16 protein-coding genes are annotated in these 15,471 nt (G+C 44.7%); 5 read left to right on the top strand and 11 right to left on the bottom strand.

Features of this window, described 5'->3' with window-relative positions; all coding sequences use genetic code 11:
• Positions 1–2,001, top strand: a complete 2,001-nt coding sequence (locus B0O44_RS23000) for an FAD-dependent oxidoreductase (protein ID WP_110834441.1) — start codon at positions 1–3, stop codon at positions 1,999–2,001.
• A gap of 68 nt (positions 2,002–2,069) precedes the next feature.
• Here B0O44_RS23000 and B0O44_RS22995 read toward each other — a convergent pair whose 3' ends face one another.
• Genes B0O44_RS22995 through B0O44_RS22975 form a run of 5 tightly spaced genes read right to left on the bottom strand, consistent with a single transcriptional unit; the run spans position 2,070 to position 4,433 of the window.
• A complete protein-coding gene (locus B0O44_RS22995; RefSeq protein WP_110834440.1) occupies positions 2,070–2,648 on the bottom strand; it encodes a YdeI/OmpD-associated family protein in 579 nt (192 codons plus the stop codon).
• A 19-nt stretch (positions 2,649–2,667) separates the two neighbouring features.
• On the bottom strand, positions 2,668–3,234 hold the full coding sequence (locus B0O44_RS22990; protein WP_110834439.1) for a DUF4256 domain-containing protein: 567 nt from the start codon (positions 3,232–3,234) through the stop codon (positions 2,668–2,670).
• Between the two features lie 11 nt (positions 3,235–3,245).
• Positions 3,246–3,629 (bottom strand): DoxX family protein, encoded by a 384-nt coding sequence (locus tag B0O44_RS22985; protein ID WP_110834438.1) that lies wholly within the window; start codon positions 3,627–3,629, stop codon positions 3,246–3,248.
• Positions 3,630–3,635: 6 nt separating this feature from the next.
• A complete protein-coding gene (locus B0O44_RS22980; protein WP_110834437.1) occupies positions 3,636–4,103 on the bottom strand; it encodes an SRPBCC domain-containing protein in 468 nt (155 codons plus the stop codon).
• 6 nt (positions 4,104–4,109) lie between these two features.
• Positions 4,110–4,433, bottom strand: coding sequence for an ArsR/SmtB family transcription factor (locus tag B0O44_RS22975; RefSeq protein WP_110834436.1), 324 nt, complete (start codon positions 4,431–4,433; stop codon positions 4,110–4,112).
• A 652-nt stretch (positions 4,434–5,085) separates the two neighbouring features.
• Here B0O44_RS22975 and B0O44_RS22970 point away from each other — a divergent pair.
• The gene (locus tag B0O44_RS22970) at positions 5,086–5,724 is read left to right on the top strand and encodes a hypothetical protein (protein WP_110834435.1); all 639 of its coding nucleotides are present in this window, start codon (positions 5,086–5,088) and stop codon (positions 5,722–5,724) included.
• Positions 5,725–5,755: 31 nt separating this feature from the next.
• Entirely contained in the window at positions 5,756–6,301 is a 546-nt protein-coding gene (locus B0O44_RS22965; RefSeq protein ID WP_110834434.1) for a hypothetical protein, read from the top strand.
• A 17-nt stretch (positions 6,302–6,318) separates the two neighbouring features.
• On the opposite strand, the gene B0O44_RS22960 is transcribed toward B0O44_RS22965, so the two are convergent.
• From B0O44_RS22960 to B0O44_RS22945, 4 genes are all read right to left on the bottom strand, one after another.
• Positions 6,319–6,744 (bottom strand): DUF1801 domain-containing protein, encoded by a 426-nt coding sequence (locus B0O44_RS22960; protein WP_110834433.1) that lies wholly within the window; start codon positions 6,742–6,744, stop codon positions 6,319–6,321.
• 16 nt (positions 6,745–6,760) lie between these two features.
• Positions 6,761–7,678 carry a bestrophin family protein gene (locus tag B0O44_RS22955; protein ID WP_110834432.1) on the bottom strand — a complete coding sequence of 306 codons (918 nt, stop codon included), beginning with the start codon at positions 7,676–7,678 and terminating at the stop codon, positions 6,761–6,763.
• Positions 7,679–7,750: 72 nt separating this feature from the next.
• The gene (locus B0O44_RS22950; RefSeq protein WP_110834431.1) at positions 7,751–8,899 is read right to left on the bottom strand and encodes an alpha/beta fold hydrolase; all 1,149 of its coding nucleotides are present in this window, start codon (positions 8,897–8,899) and stop codon (positions 7,751–7,753) included.
• Positions 8,900–8,992: 93 nt separating this feature from the next.
• Positions 8,993–10,183, bottom strand: a complete 1,191-nt coding sequence (locus B0O44_RS22945; protein ID WP_245943783.1) for a BamA/TamA family outer membrane protein — start codon at positions 10,181–10,183, stop codon at positions 8,993–8,995.
• Positions 10,184–10,510: 327 nt separating this feature from the next.
• Between B0O44_RS22945 and B0O44_RS22940 the strand changes: the two genes are divergently transcribed.
• Positions 10,511–11,047 carry a DUF2911 domain-containing protein gene (locus B0O44_RS22940; RefSeq protein ID WP_110834430.1) on the top strand — a complete coding sequence of 179 codons (537 nt, stop codon included), beginning with the start codon at positions 10,511–10,513 and terminating at the stop codon, positions 11,045–11,047.
• A gap of 86 nt (positions 11,048–11,133) precedes the next feature.
• Here the strand turns inward: B0O44_RS22940 and B0O44_RS22935 are convergent, their stop codons facing one another.
• Positions 11,134–11,499 carry a glyoxalase superfamily protein gene (locus B0O44_RS22935; protein WP_110834429.1) on the bottom strand — a complete coding sequence of 122 codons (366 nt, stop codon included), beginning with the start codon at positions 11,497–11,499 and terminating at the stop codon, positions 11,134–11,136.
• A gap of 57 nt (positions 11,500–11,556) precedes the next feature.
• Entirely contained in the window at positions 11,557–12,606 is a 1,050-nt protein-coding gene (locus B0O44_RS22930) for a winged helix-turn-helix domain-containing protein (protein ID WP_211321435.1), read from the bottom strand.
• 324 nt (positions 12,607–12,930) lie between these two features.
• Here B0O44_RS22930 and B0O44_RS22920 point away from each other — a divergent pair, with 324 nt between their 5' ends.
• Positions 12,931–15,426, top strand: a complete 2,496-nt coding sequence (locus B0O44_RS22920; RefSeq protein WP_245943782.1) for a beta-glucosidase — start codon at positions 12,931–12,933, stop codon at positions 15,424–15,426.
• Positions 15,427–15,471 lie beyond the last annotated feature (45 nt).

Raw genomic sequence — 15,471 nt, 5'->3', positions numbered from 1 at the left:
ATGAAAAAGATCTTATACCTGCTGGTCCCCCTTTTTATCCTCTTTTCGCTGCAACCTTCACTGGCCCAGAAAGCCGCTGCGACAAACTACGACATTTGTATTTACGGAGGAACCTCCTCGGGTGTCATTGCGGCTTATACTGCGGCCAGGCTTGGCAAAACGGTCTTGCTCATTGAGCCCGGAAAACACCTGGGCGGGATGAGCTCTGGAGGGCTTGGCCTGACCGATATTGGCAATAAATATGCGATTAGTGGTTTGGCGCTCGATTTTTACAGAAGAATAGGCCGTCACTATGGCCATTTCGAACAATGGGTATTTGAACCGCATGTGGCCGAAAACCTGTTTCTGGATTACATCAAAAGGGCGGGGGTAAAGGTCCTGTACCAAAACCGGCTGAAGTCAGTGCACAAAAAAGGAAACCTGATCAGCGAAATTAGGCTGGAGCATAGTGCACAAACCGGGGCAGATCAAAAAGTCAGGGCCAGCGTATTTATAGATTGTTCCTATGAAGGCGATTTAATGGCCAAAGCAGGGGTTTCTTATGTGGTGGGCCGGGAAGCCAACCAGGTGTATCAGGAAACTTTTAATGGTGTCCAGTTGATGACAGGGCATCAGCTGCCCGATGGGATAGACCCTTATAAAATTCCGGGACAAGCTTCCAGCGGATTGCTCTGGGGAATTAACCCCGGCGTATTGGAAAAAGATGGAACAGGTGACCAAAAAGTTCAGGCCTATAATTTTAGGATTTGTCTGACCAGCAATAAGGCGAACCAGGTTCCCATCAGCAAACCGGAAAACTATGCGCCCGAAAAATATGAACTGCTGCTCCGGCAAATGGAAAAAAGGCCCTGGAAATCTTTGCAGGATGGTTTTATCTGGAGTGCGATGCCCAATGAAAAAACAGACATCAACAACAGGAACGGTTTCTCGACCGATATGATCGGAATGAACTGGGCATACCCCGACGCAGATTATGCGGCAAGGGCCCGGATCTGGAAAGCCCATACAGATTATACCAAAGGCCTGCTTTATTTTGTCGGAAACGATCCCCGTGTCCCGGCCACCATCAGGGCCGAGCTGAACCAATGGGGGTATCCTAAAGATGAATATACCGATATGGGCAACTGGTCCCACCAGCTTTACATCCGGGAGGCCAGGAGAATGATCGGGGAACTGGTCATGACCCAGCACCATTGTCAGGGAAGAGAAATTGTGCGGGACGGGGTGGGAATGGCGGCTTATACCATGGATTCGCACAATTGTGACCGGCTGGTGGTGGATGGAATGGTTAAAAATGAAGGAAATGTAGAACAAGGGGGCTTTGGACCTTATCCAATTTCCTACAGGGCCATTGTTCCGAAAGAAACCCAGGTAGCGAACCTGTTGGTCCCTGTTTGTCTTTCTGCCAGCCACATTGCCTATGGTTCTATCCGTATGGAGCCGGTGTTTATGGTTTTAGGCCAATCGGCGGCAGTTGCAGCAGTTCAGGCCATAGACCGCAAAGTGTCTGTACAAAAAATAAATGTTTCGCAGCTGCAGCTGCAACTAAAAAATGATCCCCTGGCCGATGGAAGTTTGCCTGAAATTCTGGTAGACAATAATGATGCTGCCCAGGTGGAGAAAAAGGGCGCATGGACGGTTCATCAGTATGGTGGGTACGGGCCCGATTACTACGTGGCAGATTCCACCTCCGGGGAACCAAAATCAGTTAAATATACACCCCATATTGCAAAAAAAGGGAACTATGAATTGTATGTTTATTACCCAAAACTAAAAAATGCTGCTGCCGTTACCCAGGTCTATGTATACGATGGCCTGCTCACCAAAGAAGTTTTGATCAAAGACGCGCAAGTGAAGGTGCTTGGGCAAACTTCCGGAGAGTGGGTGAGCCTGGGCAGGTATGCTTTAAAGGAAGGTAAAAACGCCTATGTAGAAATAACCGCTAAAGGATTACAGGGCGCTGTAACGGCCGATGCATTGTTACTTGTGCCGGTCAGGTAATCTATAGGCCTGTTTATAAAAGGCTGTGTTCGCAATGACATGGCCTTTTACAAAGACCAGGACAGAGGTTAATCCTCCAAACCTTTTCCGCTAAGAATTTGAGGCAGGTACTTTTCGACCCTGGATTCCCTTGTTTTGGATTGTTTTGCCGAGGAAAAATACAGGATATAGGATTTTTGTCGTCCCGGGGTCAGGGCATCAAAAGCCATTTTTAAATCGGGGATCTGCTCCAGTTTAGCTTGAAACTCTTCAGGAACCGGGAAATCCGCTGTGGTCTTGAAATTTACTTTTAGACCCGATTTTTCCACTTCAATGGCCTGCTGAATATACGCCTTCAAGGCCCTTCTCAGATCAATGATCTCCCGGATGTTCCTAAAACGGACCTGGCGCGCGGCCTGAACATTTTTCGTTTGCTGGACCAGTATATTTTGAGGGTCCTTTAGTAATGCACCTTTAAAAAACAAAAAGGCACAGTATTCTTTGAAGTCATGGATCAGAACAATATTGCTTTTTTGAAAGGTATAACAGGGAACACCCCATTTTAATTCTTCGCTCAGCCCGCAGTCAAGGGCAATCAGCCGGAGCTCCTGGACTTCCTGCTGCCATTTTTGGTCTTTAGTGAAGTAAAAATCAACTTTTGGATTCATATTCTTGTTCGTTTTGAATTTAAACCTTGAGCACACCGCGAAAACCCCTGGCGGCATAATAAGATTGTGCCCCATTGTGATAGACAAAAACGCTGTCGTAACGGTAATCGGCAAACAGGGCACCACCAAGTTTTCTGATGCTGTCGGGGGTTTTTATCCAGCTGGATGTTTTTGCATCGAACTTTCCAAGTTGCTGCAGGGCCCTGTATTGCGCCTCTGTTAAAATTTCTATGCCCATTGCTGCGGCTAGATCAATGGCATTATTTTGCGGCCGGTGTTCCTTTCTTGATTCCAGGCCTTCCAGGTCATAACAAACACTTCTGCGCCCGCTCGGGCTTTCTGCACTGCAGTCGTAGAAAAGAAATTCACCGGTCTTTTGATCATACGCTGCCACATCGGGCTCCCCACCACTTTTTTCCATTTGATCCAGGATCCAAAGCTTTTCAGGGTTTGCTTCCAGTTTTGCCCGAACCTGGTGCCAGATCAGGTCCTTGTGCCGCTGCATGTTTTTCTCAAAACGGTTTTTCAACACCTCAAGCAATGCTTCCGATCCTGAAGCGGATAATTCTTTTTTATTTTGGGTCATGTTACTCCTGTTTAGGGTTGAACTGAAATGATTTTGCGGTCTTCGGGTCTAAAATACCAAGATACCAAAGTCAGTATTAAAAGAAGCAAGGCCGGAAATGTTTTGGTGAGGGGTTCTGCCATCGCAATATGGGAAAATATTGCACCCGAAGTGGTAAAGAAAAAACCTGCATAAGCCCATTCCTTTAGCAAAGGAAATTTGGGAATAAGTACTGCGACAACCCCTAAAATTTTCCAGATGGCCAGCAGGCCTAAAAGATAGACAGGATAACCCAGGCTTTGAAAAAGATCTGTTTCTGCTTTGGTTTTCAGCAACTGAACGGCCCCGGTAGACAGCATGCCCAGCGCAAGCCAGAGGGTGGCAATCCAATAAATGATTTTGTTTCTTTTTGTCATGATGCGTTATTTTAAAGTATTCATAATGTCCTGTAAGCGGTTGTGTGCCCTATTGATGCCCTGGCTAAAAGGTAGTTTTAGCATTTGGTCCCTGTGGGCCGCTGATTTGTAAACCACCTGCATGCGGAGTTTACTGGTATGCTCGGTAAGGGCTTCAAATTCCAGAAATTCCAGCTGAACATCAAAGGGGGCGTTTTCCATTTCAAATGTCCGGATGATTTTCTGGTTTGGAACAAAATCATGTATCGTCCCATGGGCCTGAAATGCGACATTTCCTTTGGCATCACTGGTTTCAAATTGCCAGCTGCCGTGTTTTTTGTTTTCCAGTTTTATTACTTTAGTGCCCATCCATTGCGCAACAATTTCAGGTTCTGTATAGGCTTTGAAAAGCAATTCCAAGGGTAAATCAAATGTTCTGGTAATCACCAGCTCCTGTTGGCCTTCCTGGGCACTGACTTTTGTTTTTGCTTCCATGTTTTTTTATTTTTTCGTTTTGTACTTTTCCATTATGGCTTCCAGTTTGTTAAACCTTTCGTCCCACATTTTGCGGAAAGGTTCAAGAAAGTCGGCTACTTCTTTCATATTTTGTGCATTCAGGTGGTAATAAATCTCTCTTCCATTTTGCTCTTGTCCAAGCAGTTCGCATTCGGTAAGTATTTGCAGGTGTTTTGAAACGGTGGGTCTTGCCGTATTAAAATTTGAAGCAATGGCACCTGCTGTCATGGCCTGGGTAGCAAGCAGCAACAGAATAGCCCTTCGGGTAGGGTCTGCGATGGCTTGAAATACATCTCTTCTTAAATTCATCGTGTAGCTATTTGACTACGAATATAAGTGTAGTTATTTAACTACGCAAATTTTAGTGTATTTTTTTATGCCCGGTTTGGCATAAGTACTGTTAATCGATTGATAAAGCACTGATAAAATACTGATAAATCACTGGATAACTATAGGGTTGGCGTACCCTTGCTGTACCCTTGCCCTACCGTTGCCGTACCCCTAGGGTACAGCAACGGTAGGGCAACCCTAGCTCAACCCTAGGTAAATCATTTAGTTTATTAGCATTTTAACAGTCTGTAAACTGGCCTTATAACCCAACTGTCTTGTACGGATATTCATGTTGATTTAGGCGAACTCGAACTCGTTCAAAATTCGTTATTACTGATTTTGTTTGTTTATTGGAAATTTCTTCCTGAAATCGTTTAATGTTTGGAATTATTTTCCTGAAATCGATTGTTTCGTTTTTTTTTATTCTTGTCTTATTCAGACCATTATGATGCTTTTCGGAAAGTCAGTAGAGCTATGGTAGGCAGGCAGTGGTTGGGTTAAAGTTTTTCTGGCTGTAAATTTGTTCAGCTCCAGAACATCACTCAAATACATACATGGAAAACACAGGACTTTTTTTTACCAGACAATCGAATTGGGCGCATGTCATTCAAATCCTTGAAAAATAAGCGGAATGAAATACAGAATTTTAAGCTTATTGTTTTTTGGGGGCATTTGCCTGTTTGCGAATTTATCCTATGCCCGTCCAAAGGGGCAGCAGCATTTGCCCGGTCCTGCAGACCCTGATGAACTCCCTGCTGCACTGAAAAAATACATCCCTAAAGGATATCAGGTGCTGAATGTGACCAAGGGGAACCTGAACCAGGACCAGTTCCGGGACCTGATTCTGGTTTTGAATAAAATCAACGAAGAAAAAACATCCCAGGTAGTGGCACATCCTGAAAAAAGACCTTTGCTCATTTTTACCGGAACAGCAGATAAAAAATACCATTTAGCTGCACGTAATGATAACGCTGTTTATTGTTATGATTGCGGAGGCATGATGGGTGACCCTTTTATGGGAATTGTGATCAAAAAAGGATATTTCTCTATAGAACATTATGGCGGAAGTAATTTGCGCTGGACCAGGACCATCACCTTTAAATATACGCCAGCGGAAAAGGATTGGTTGTTGTATAAAGACGGGGGGGACCGTTTTCAGGCAAGTGCGCCCGACGTTAAGCCACAAACCAAAGTATATACCATAAAGGACTTTGGACATATAGCCTTTAAAGATTTTGATGTTTATAAGGAAAAACCGGTAAAAAAATAAAATTTCGTGAATCGTTTAAAGCCATTGGCCCATGCATGATCTGTTAAAACTCAACAAAGACTTAAAAAATTACCTGGACCGTTCTACCCCGCAAATGCTCTCGGATTTAAAAGGCATTTTGCAGGATGATTCCATTTTGTATCTGCCGGGTAAATCCAGAAAAGAAGCTGCCGCACTTTATGTGGAGTATGAATATGATTATCTGGATATGGTTTACTGGCTTGCAGACAAAAGCGGCGAAATTATTTCCCAGACACAGGTTTTGCCAACTAAGAAAAACAGCAAAAATGATGAACAAAGCAAGTGGAATTCCTTTATGCCCGAAGACATCTGGGATAAGCTTGCCGATGTTCAGGACGAAGATCTGGACGAAGAACTGGAGGACCTGCTCGATGAGTATAACGATGAAAAGTACCGGATCTTTGAGGACTGGTTTTGCAGTTGCTGGAAAAAGGCTGTTGAAGAAACGGGCATACGTATAGATGCCTATTTTTCTATACACGACACCATTTTTAAAACAGATTTGAATACCCTTGAGGAAATTCAGGAAGAGGATATAAAAAAGCGTTATTTATAACCTGGCCGGCAAATTGATCAGGAATGTGCCGGATATTTTTGTTTCATGTAATCCAGGGAGTGGCGGATCATTTTACGCAGTACGCCGGTATCCACATCCGCCAGCTTTTTCACATATACGCAACCTTTACCGGTTTTGTGTTTGCCCAGTTGGGCCAAAAGCTGTGCTTTGGTATCAACATCTATGGCCAGGTATAAGCTGATGGCAGCGCTTCTGGGTGAAAAGGCCACCAGCGGTGCGTCACCCTGGTGACCACTGTCGTATTTATAATGATAAGATCCGAAGCCAACAATCGCAGATCCCCACATTTTTGCCTCAAAACCACTTTCCTGTTGCATCATTTCCGCTAGTGCAAAACTGTCCTGCTTTTGAACAGGATCACCGATCTGTTCTATAAAATCTTTAACGCTGAGTTCTGTTTGGGTGGTTTTATTTTTTGCCATGGCTGTTTTGTTTGAACTAATCTAAAATCATTGTTTCGGAATGCTCCTGCTCAGGGACCGGCTGATCCGCCATTTCCAACAGGGTGGCTTCAATCATCCGGCTCATGGTGTTCAGGGCCAGGTCATTGGGTTCTGTGCCAAAAGGTTCTTCTATTTCATCGGCAATGGCTTCCAGCGCCACAAAAGTATAGGCAATGAAAATCACAATCAAAGGGGTCATCCAGCCCAGGCTGTCTACAAAACCAAAGGGAAGCAAAAAGCAATAAATGTATACGGTGCGGTGCAGCAGCACCCTGTAGGTATAAGGAATGGGGGTAGAGGCAATCCGTTCACAGCCGCCTACAATATCGGAAAGTTTGTTCAGGTTGGTTTCGAAATTGGACTGTGCAATGGAATCCATTTTGCCCTCTTCTTTGGCCCGTTGTACCCAATGTCCCATTTCCCGGATCAAAATTACAGGTTTAAAGCGGGTCTGGGCAAGTTTTTCGACCAAGGGGTTGTCCAGTCTTTTTTGCAGGTCCGGACCTGGGTCTGTATGTCTCAGCTGATGTTTTAAGGCATAAACAAAGGCCGTCAGGTAATGGATAAATTCATCGACCTGGGCAGAATGGGCTTTGTATCCGCTAATGGTCAGTGCCTGGCGGGCAAGGGAACGGGTATCGTTCAATAAAGCGCCCCAGATTTTTCGGGCCTCCCAGAAACGGTCATAACTGGCATTGTTCCTGAAACCCAGAAACAGGGCAAGGGCTACCCCAAACAAAGTAAAAGGCGCGGGATTGAGCTGAATTTTAAAACTCATAAAACTGCCCTTTACATAAACAATTCCTATGGAAAGGACAAGTAAAAGGAGCAGGCGGGGCAGCAGCTGCGGAAGAACAGATCCGTTCCATATAAACAGCATTCTGAACCAATTTTCTGACTTCCTTTGAATCATATGGTAAAACTGCCCTTTATTTTTGGCTTTGTCAATAGGGTCCGGAAATTACCTGCGGCGGCCCTGATTCTTTTAATGCTTTTCCAGTATTTTTAACCTTTGGGACGCATGTTCGTTTTTTGGATCGAGCTGCAGGGCCCGGCGGTAATTTTGTAAAGCCAGATTCACAGACTTGGCCTGTTCATAGCCTTCGGCCAGGCTGTCATAACAATTGGCGCTATTGGGGTGCAGCAGGACATTCAATTTAAATATTTCCAACGCTTCATTAAGCCTTCCAGACCGCATGGTGGCATAGGCCCAGGAATTTACACTACCTTCCGAGTGTTGGTTTTTTGCATAACGCCTTTTGTCCTGGTTAACTGATTCCAGTGAATAGCTAAAGGCTTTTTCCAGAATCTGATTTTTTCTTTGTTCGGTGTTTTGTTTTGCATATTGTTGCACAATGGCATGGAGCACCAGCCCCGGATTGTCTATAAAAATGTAATGGCCACAGGTATAAGCAGTTATTCCCTGTCTCTGAGAAGAAGCCGCTGCAAACTGCTGGTGGCAAAGCCGCCACTCCAGGGCAGCTATACTGTCTTGTTGTGCCGATTGCTCTGCAACCAGATCGATTAGTGCTATGTTCAGGGGAAAAGGATTTTTTCTCAACAACTCCAGGTCACTTTTGCGGTCTGCAAACATATAATAGGCGCCCGGGTGGGTTAATTTCATTTTTTTTAAGAGTTGCTCGTCTCCCATTTTCATGGCATCTAACCTTTGTTCTGTAAAAAAGCAGGGCAGGTTTACATCAATCAATACCGCTGTTTTTACCGTTTCAGGATGTCTTGCTGCATATAAACCGGCATAAAAGCCCCCAAAAGAGTGGGCCACCAGCATGATGTCCTGATTATAGCCTAGTTTTCTGAGCCCTGTTTCCAGAGCTTCTACACCAGCGAGCAGGCCATGTTTAGTGCTGTCGAATTCACTTGTTCCAAAACCGGCACGGTCATAGGTAATCAGTGTTGCACGGGTCAGCTCCGCCACCGGCTTTAACAGGCTGTTCCAGATGCTGCCATCATTACCCCCACCGGCCTCAAATAAAATGGGCATACCTGTTCCTTTGATGATGCGGAAATGTAAACGGTAACCGCCCACATCGAGCAGGGTGTCTATGGTTTGAGACTTGCTGTTAAAAGTGCAGAGGGCAGTCAGCAATAAAAGCAGGAACATGGTTTTTTTCATTGGAGATTTAGATTTATTTCATCCCCGAATAAACTTCCGGGTCCTGAAAAGGTTACAACAAAAGCGTTTTTAAGGAAAAAAGAGAACAAACACTTAAAAAGCCTCATTTAAACCCAGAAAGAAACCTTTGGCACCATAATTACCAAAAGCATAATCCAGGCATAAATTGGTCCGGGTGGCCTTATTAAAGAGTACCCTTAAACCTGCGCCGGCTCCAGGCTGCCATTTTTGAAAAAGTTTGGTCCCCGATTCATCATTGGTTGTTTGGATGTTGAAAAAAGTAACCCCGCTTAAAAATTTATTCCGGGTAATGGGAAAGCGGTATTCCATTTCCGAATAAAAATACTTTGTGCCTTTAAAGTAACCTACTGTATAGCCTCTGCCACTGCGAAAATTGGTGTCTTTGCCTGTACCGGGCAATTCCAGATAAGGAAGGGTGCCGCCAAGCAAATAGGAACCCCAGTTCCAGAAGGCAAGTACGTGCTCGGGGTTCTGGTCGGAAAGGCTCCAGTATTTTCTGAAGTCGGTGATAAATTGTACCGCACTTTTAGAACTGCCCAGCCAGCTTTGGTTCAGGCGAAAGCCCGCATCGGCATATACACCTTTATAGGCACGGTTCTGGTTGTCCCTGGTGGTGTACTGGATGTTAAAAAGAAGGGCATTGGCCCTATAATGGTCCCGGTCAAAACCGTGCCGGTCACTGTAAATATTGTATGGGGTTAAATCGGTTTTTGAGTTTCTGTCTTCAATTTTATTCCGGATGTCAAAAGAGACCCCTGCTCCCAAGAAAAGGTTTTCCTGGATTTGCTTGTAAACCTTTTCCCGGAGGCTATAGTACAGGGCATGTAGTGCATAGCCTTTCCGGCCGGGATTGCTCAGCACCTGGTCTGCCTCAGATCCATTGGATGCCTGTCCGATGCCCAGGCCATAATCGGGGGTAACTGTTTTTGCAGCAACCAGGCTGCCCTGGAAATTCCATTTGTTTCCGGGCGTAAAAACATTGTGACTGATGTAAAAATAGAGAATGCCTTTGGTGGTAATGGAAGCAGAGGTGGCCGCCACAGACATGAAGGTGTTTGGATCGCTGCCCAGAACCCTGCCGGCTACTGCTTTAATTCCAATCTGTGCACCAATACTTGGGTTATAAGCTACATTGGGCATGGGCGTAATGCCCGATTTTTTACGGATGCGCGGTGTTTTACGGTTTGGATGGAGGATGTTCCGGAGTAAATCTGCAATATCGTATGCTTTGGACAAACTGTCTGAAGGTTTTTTTAATGCCATATGTTTGGACAAGGAATCTTTTTTCAGGGAATCCGGGGGGGTGATGGTTTGGGCACATGCAGCACTGCATAAAATGATAAATAGGGGGATCAAAACAAATTGTAAGGCCTTTGGTGCCTTCCTGCGGGAGGAAAGGGACATAGATGTCTGCTGCTGTAAATGGTTAAAATTCAAATTTTTAGAGGTTGTGTTGATCTGGGTCTTTAGTTTAAACCCCGGAATTTGTAAAATGTTTGATCCCGGGATGTTTTGAATTTTTACGCTGCAAAACAATTGGCACAAAAAAACGTTCGGATAGTATAACCAGAACCTTAATTAAATATTTGTATGAAAATCAGAACATTAAAAAGCATGTTTGCCCTGACGCTGGCTATTTTTGTGATGAGTTCTGCTGCATTTGCGCAAAAGGACAAAACCAAAAGAGCAAGTCCGCCGGCTACCGCAACCGGTAAAATCGGCAAGGCCACCATTACCATCGATTACAGCAGTCCTTCTGTGAACGGACGTAAAATCTGGGGAGAATTGGTACCTTATGATAAAGCATGGCGGGCAGGCGCAAATGAGGCAACCATTTTTAAAACCGATAAGGAAATCCAGATCGGAGGAAAAAAAATACCTGCAGGCCAGTATAGCCTTTTCGCCGTACCAGGTACAGAACAATGGCAAATTATCCTGAATTCAGAAACCGGACAGTGGGGCATTAAACGCACCGGAGAAGCGAACCGGGATCCTGCAAAAGATGTGGTTACCGTAACGGTGAAACCTGTAAAAGGCGTGATGACCGAGAAGCTGGTTTATGAAGTGCAGCATAAAGGTATTGTCCTTAAATGGGAAAATTTAGCTGTACCTGTAGCAATAAAATAACCGGATGATTGTTCAGGCGCATCTGAATATTCAAAGAATTTCTTTGAATATTCAGATGCTTTAGATGCCTGCGGATCAGGCAGGAGTTAACTGTTCCTGCTGTTAAAGGTCAGGCGGTTTCCAAAAGGATCAATAACTTCCATGACCAGGGTATTTTCGTCCCAGGGTGCAGGCTCGAGTCCTGGGCGGTTAAACTTATAATTTTGATCAAGCAGCTCCCGGTGATAGGCTTCCAGACGTTCAAAGCCCCCGATATAAACCCTTGCCCCGGGGCTGCAGTCTCCATGATGCTCTGATAAATGCAGTACAATATCATTTCTGGAAACCTGCATGTACAGTTGGGAGTGTGCGGGCCTGTCTTCCCAGTCAATTTTAAAACCCAGCCAGTCTATGTAAAATTCCAGGACTTTGTTGTAGTCAAAAATTCTGAAAACAGGGATTACTTCTGCCATAATATGCTCTATTTTAAGACCTAAATTTAAGAAGGTATTTATAGAAAGCGACTATTGTTACAGCGAATTTCTTAAAATAACTTTGGCTGGATCGCGCATAGTCACCACTTCCCTGGCCAGGATGGCTTTGGCGGCTTCCTCGCCCATTTTGTTAAAGTCTGTACTGATGACTGTAATTCCATCTTCCAGCACTTCTTTTACCGCAGTATCGTTGTAAGAAATCAAACCGATATCTTTTCCCAGTTTCCAGCCCTGTTTTCTGGCCAGTTTAATAACAGCCACGTCATCCTGGTCGTACCTGCTGAAAGTGACATAAGCATCTCCTTTTTTGCAGAGGCTTTCATTTACGGTATGGTAAATCTTGTATTTCTTCTGTTCCGTTTTGCAGAAATGCTCAAAACCTTTAATGACTTCCCCGGCATGAAAAGCTTCCAGGGGAGAAATGAGCACCAGTCGGGAATATTTTTCCAGCTGCGGCATTAGTTTGCCAAGGGATTCAAAAATATCAGTTTGGTAATCCTGGTAAATGCAGGTGTATTCTCCTTTCAGGCCTTCCTCACGGTAGTCAAGGATAACCCTTTTTTGCGCAGGGATGCGGTTCAGGACTTCTGCAGTGTGACCATGAAGAAAGGTGGTGACGACAAAATGTGTATAACTGCCTAAATTTTCATCCACCAGTTTTTCAAATACCTTAAAATTGTGGTTGTGGAAATAAACGTCCACATCGGCATGCTCTTTTACCGCATCGAGAAAAGATTGGTAAACCCTGTCCCTTAATACATTCATCTTATCTAAAATCAGACAGATGCGATAAGGATGGTATTGTGCTTTTTTCTTTACATAATAACCTTTTCTGTATTCTGCTTCAATGATGCCCTTTTCGCTTAGATAATTGAGCCCTTTAAGCGTCGTTTCCTTACTGATCTTTAATTTTTCCATCAGCTGGTTCAACGAAGGAAGCCTGTCGTTGATCCTCAGTTCATTACTTTCAATCAGTGCATTGATGTATTCCGCCAGCTGAAGGTATTTCATCCGGTGGGCAGATCCTGCCCTGGCGTCTGTTTCTGTGGGCTTGGAATCATGAACAGGAATAGGAGGTAGAGACATATAATTTTTTTCTGATCAATAGTGTTCTGCAAAACTAAGTGATATTTCTGAATTATGCTTATAAAACCGAACCAAACCAGACCAATATTGATTTTTTTAAGAAAAAATTCGGGCAGAAAAAGTGGGCTCCGCTGTTTAAAATCGAAAAAACCTTTTTAATTGAGTATTTAAGGAGGTTTTTGAAGAATTTTAAAAAAAATTTGAAAACTAATAATATTTCCTATTTTTGTTTTGTCTTGTATATTACCAGACCAGACCAAACCAAATAGAGCCGTGTATAAAAAACAATGTCAATCCTCTTTAAGGCCGGATAGAAAACAAAATGTGCTGTCAAAATCAGGATTGCTTCTTTTCCTGTTGTCTGTTTATGGTTCATTTGCCCTTGCACAGGTATATAAAGACCCGAAAGCAGGTGTAGAAAAAAGGGTAAATGCCCTGCTTGCCCAAATGAGCCTGGAAGAGAAGCTGGATTATATCGGAGGTTTTAAAGGTTTTTACATTCGCCCTGTGGAAAGGCTGGGCCTTCCGGAAATTAAACTGACAGATGGGCCGGTGGGAACACACAAAGATGGAAAGTCAACTGCTTATCCGGCAAGTATTTTATCGGCCGCAACCTGGGATACGGTCCTGGTCAAAAGACTGGGCAAGGAACTGGGCCGGGATTCCAGGGCCAGAGGGGTGCATATTCTGCTAGCCCCCGGAGTGAACATTGTCCGGGCCCCGCTCTCGGGCAGAAATTTTGAATATTTTTCGGAAGATCCTTTTTTGAATTCGAGGATTGCTGTGAATTACATAAAAGGTTTACAGGCAGAGCGCGTGGTGGCAACGGTAAAACATTATGCGGCCAACAACCAGGAATGGGACCGCAACAATGTCAGTTCAGACCTGGATGAAAGGACCCTGCAGGAAATTTATCTTCCGGCTTTCAAGGCGGCTGTTCAGGAAGGAAAGGCTGGCTCAGTGATGAACAGCTATAACCCTGTTAACGGGGTCCATGCCACCCAGAACCACCACCTGAACAATGAAATTTTAAAAGGGGACTGGGCTTTTGATGGCTTTGTGATGTCAGACTGGTCGTCCACTTACGACGGGGTCGAAGCGGCAAAAGGAGGACTTGACCTGGAAATGCCCGGAGCGCGGAGAATGAACCGCAAAGACCTTATGGCGGCCATTAAAAGCGGAAAGTTGGAAGAAGCGGTCATTGACGATAAGGTGCGAAGGATTTTGCGTATTATTTTCCGCTTTGGTTTTTATGACCGGCCCCAACTGGACAGTACCATTCCAAAAGATAATCCTGAGGGTGCCAGGGCTGCACTGGATTTGGCCAGGGGAGGAATTGTTTTGTTGAAAAACCAGGACAATATTCTTCCCCTGAATGAAAATATTAAAACTCTGGCCGTAATTGGCCCCAATGCGGATGCCTATATTTCCGGTGGTGGAAGCTCTTATACCTTTCCCTTTCACTCGGTTTCAGTTCTTAAAGGGATACAGGCGCATTCCAAAACGATAAAAATTATTCATGCGACCGGATTGCCTGTTTTATCGGACCTGGTGTCCAGATCTATGTTTTTTACAGGCCCAGGCTCGACAGCAAGGGGGATAAAGGCCGAATATTTTAACAATATTAAACTGGCAGGTGAACCGGTAAAAACCGGAACAGACAGCGTGGTCAGCATTCACAATGGCTGGCATATTGCTGCTGAAGAAAGGGGGATTCCCTTTGATCATTGCTCCATGCGCTGGACCGGGGTCATCAGACCTGAAAAAACAGGAGCTTACCGCTTTACTGTAAGGGGCTTTGATGGTTTCCGGCTGGAAGTTGGAAAAGAAAAAGTGATAGACCTCTGGAGGGAACAAGGCATCACCACCAGCAGCATAGTGATGCAGCTGACTGCCGGAAAGGAATATCCGGTTAAGCTGGAGTATTATGCAAATACCCATCCGGTAGACATCAGTTTTGCCTGGCATCCGGATGTGCTGGATTTTAGGGAGGCCGTCCGGGCCGCTGCGGCAGCAGATGCAGTAGTCCTTTGTACAGGTTTTAATGAAAGTACCGAAAGAGAGGGCAATGACCGCAGTTTTGAACTTCCCCAGTACCAGGACAGCCTCATTGCAGTTGTGGCCAAAGCCAATCCGAAAACCATTGTGGTTTTAAATGCAGGCGGCAATGTGTATATGGAAAAATGGCTGCCCAAAGTGCAAGGCCTGCTCCATGCCTGGTATCCCGGACAAGAAGGCGGTACCGCGGTTGCAGAAATCCTTTTCGGCAGCATTAACCCAAGTGGGAAACTTCCGGTAAGTTTTGAAAAAAAATGGGAAGACAACCCGGCATTTGCCAATTATGCCGATCCGCAGCAGACCAAAAGGATTACGTATAAGGAGGGGGTTTTTATAGGCTACCGTTATTACGATTCAAAAGGAGTGAAGCCCATGTTTCCCTTTGGATATGGTTTGTCTTATACCTCCTTTAACTATTCGGGACTGCAGGTAAAAGTCTCCGGTAAAAAAGGTGCCCCGCAAGTCCGGGTCAGTTTCCAGGTCAGAAATACCGGGATGCGAGAGGGGGCGGAAGTGGCCCAGCTCTATGTCCGGGAATTGAAAAGTCAGCTCAGCAGGCCTTACAAGGAACTCAAAGCCTTCTCGAAGGTCTTTTTGAAAAAGGGGGAAAGCCGGAACATTAGCATTTTACTGGATAAACAAGCCTTTTCTTATTATAAAACGAGCAAAAAAAGATTCGGATATGACCCGGGAAGCTTTGAAATCCTGATCGGTTCTTCTTCGGCAGATATTCATTTAAAAAACAGGGTAAATATACCCTGATTAAACAGCAAAGCCCTGATCTTTAAATGGACAGGCAACCAAAAC

This window comes from Pedobacter nutrimenti, from assembly GCF_003208655.1.
GTDB classification, from domain to species: domain Bacteria; phylum Bacteroidota; class Bacteroidia; order Sphingobacteriales; family Sphingobacteriaceae; genus Pedobacter; species Pedobacter nutrimenti.
This window is presented reverse-complemented; position numbering and strand designations above follow the sequence as displayed.

Excerpts from the sequence above, each read along its gene's own strand:
- B0O44_RS23000 (WP_110834441.1), top strand. The coding sequence starts at position 1 with ATGAAAAAGATCTTATACCTGCTGGTCCCCCTTTTTATCCTCTTTTCG.
- B0O44_RS22995 (WP_110834440.1), bottom strand. The coding sequence starts at position 2,648 with ATGAATCCAAAAGTTGATTTTTACTTCACTAAAGACCAAAAATGGCAG.
- B0O44_RS22990 (WP_110834439.1), bottom strand. The coding sequence starts at position 3,234 with ATGACCCAAAATAAAAAAGAATTATCCGCTTCAGGATCGGAAGCATTG.
- B0O44_RS22985 (WP_110834438.1), bottom strand. The coding sequence starts at position 3,629 with ATGACAAAAAGAAACAAAATCATTTATTGGATTGCCACCCTCTGGCTT.
- B0O44_RS22980 (WP_110834437.1), bottom strand. The coding sequence starts at position 4,103 with ATGGAAGCAAAAACAAAAGTCAGTGCCCAGGAAGGCCAACAGGAGCTG.
- B0O44_RS22975 (WP_110834436.1), bottom strand. The coding sequence starts at position 4,433 with ATGAATTTAAGAAGAGATGTATTTCAAGCCATCGCAGACCCTACCCGA.
- B0O44_RS22970 (WP_110834435.1), top strand. The coding sequence starts at position 5,086 with ATGAAATACAGAATTTTAAGCTTATTGTTTTTTGGGGGCATTTGCCTG.
- B0O44_RS22965 (WP_110834434.1), top strand. The coding sequence starts at position 5,756 with ATGCATGATCTGTTAAAACTCAACAAAGACTTAAAAAATTACCTGGAC.
- B0O44_RS22960 (WP_110834433.1), bottom strand. The coding sequence starts at position 6,744 with ATGGCAAAAAATAAAACCACCCAAACAGAACTCAGCGTTAAAGATTTT.
- B0O44_RS22955 (WP_110834432.1), bottom strand. The coding sequence starts at position 7,678 with ATGATTCAAAGGAAGTCAGAAAATTGGTTCAGAATGCTGTTTATATGG.
- B0O44_RS22950 (WP_110834431.1), bottom strand. The coding sequence starts at position 8,899 with ATGAAAAAAACCATGTTCCTGCTTTTATTGCTGACTGCCCTCTGCACT.
- B0O44_RS22945 (WP_245943783.1), bottom strand. The coding sequence starts at position 10,183 with ATGGCATTAAAAAAACCTTCAGACAGTTTGTCCAAAGCATACGATATT.
- B0O44_RS22940 (WP_110834430.1), top strand. The coding sequence starts at position 10,511 with ATGAAAATCAGAACATTAAAAAGCATGTTTGCCCTGACGCTGGCTATT.
- B0O44_RS22935 (WP_110834429.1), bottom strand. The coding sequence starts at position 11,499 with ATGGCAGAAGTAATCCCTGTTTTCAGAATTTTTGACTACAACAAAGTC.
- B0O44_RS22930 (WP_211321435.1), bottom strand. The coding sequence starts at position 12,606 with ATGTCTCTACCTCCTATTCCTGTTCATGATTCCAAGCCCACAGAAACA.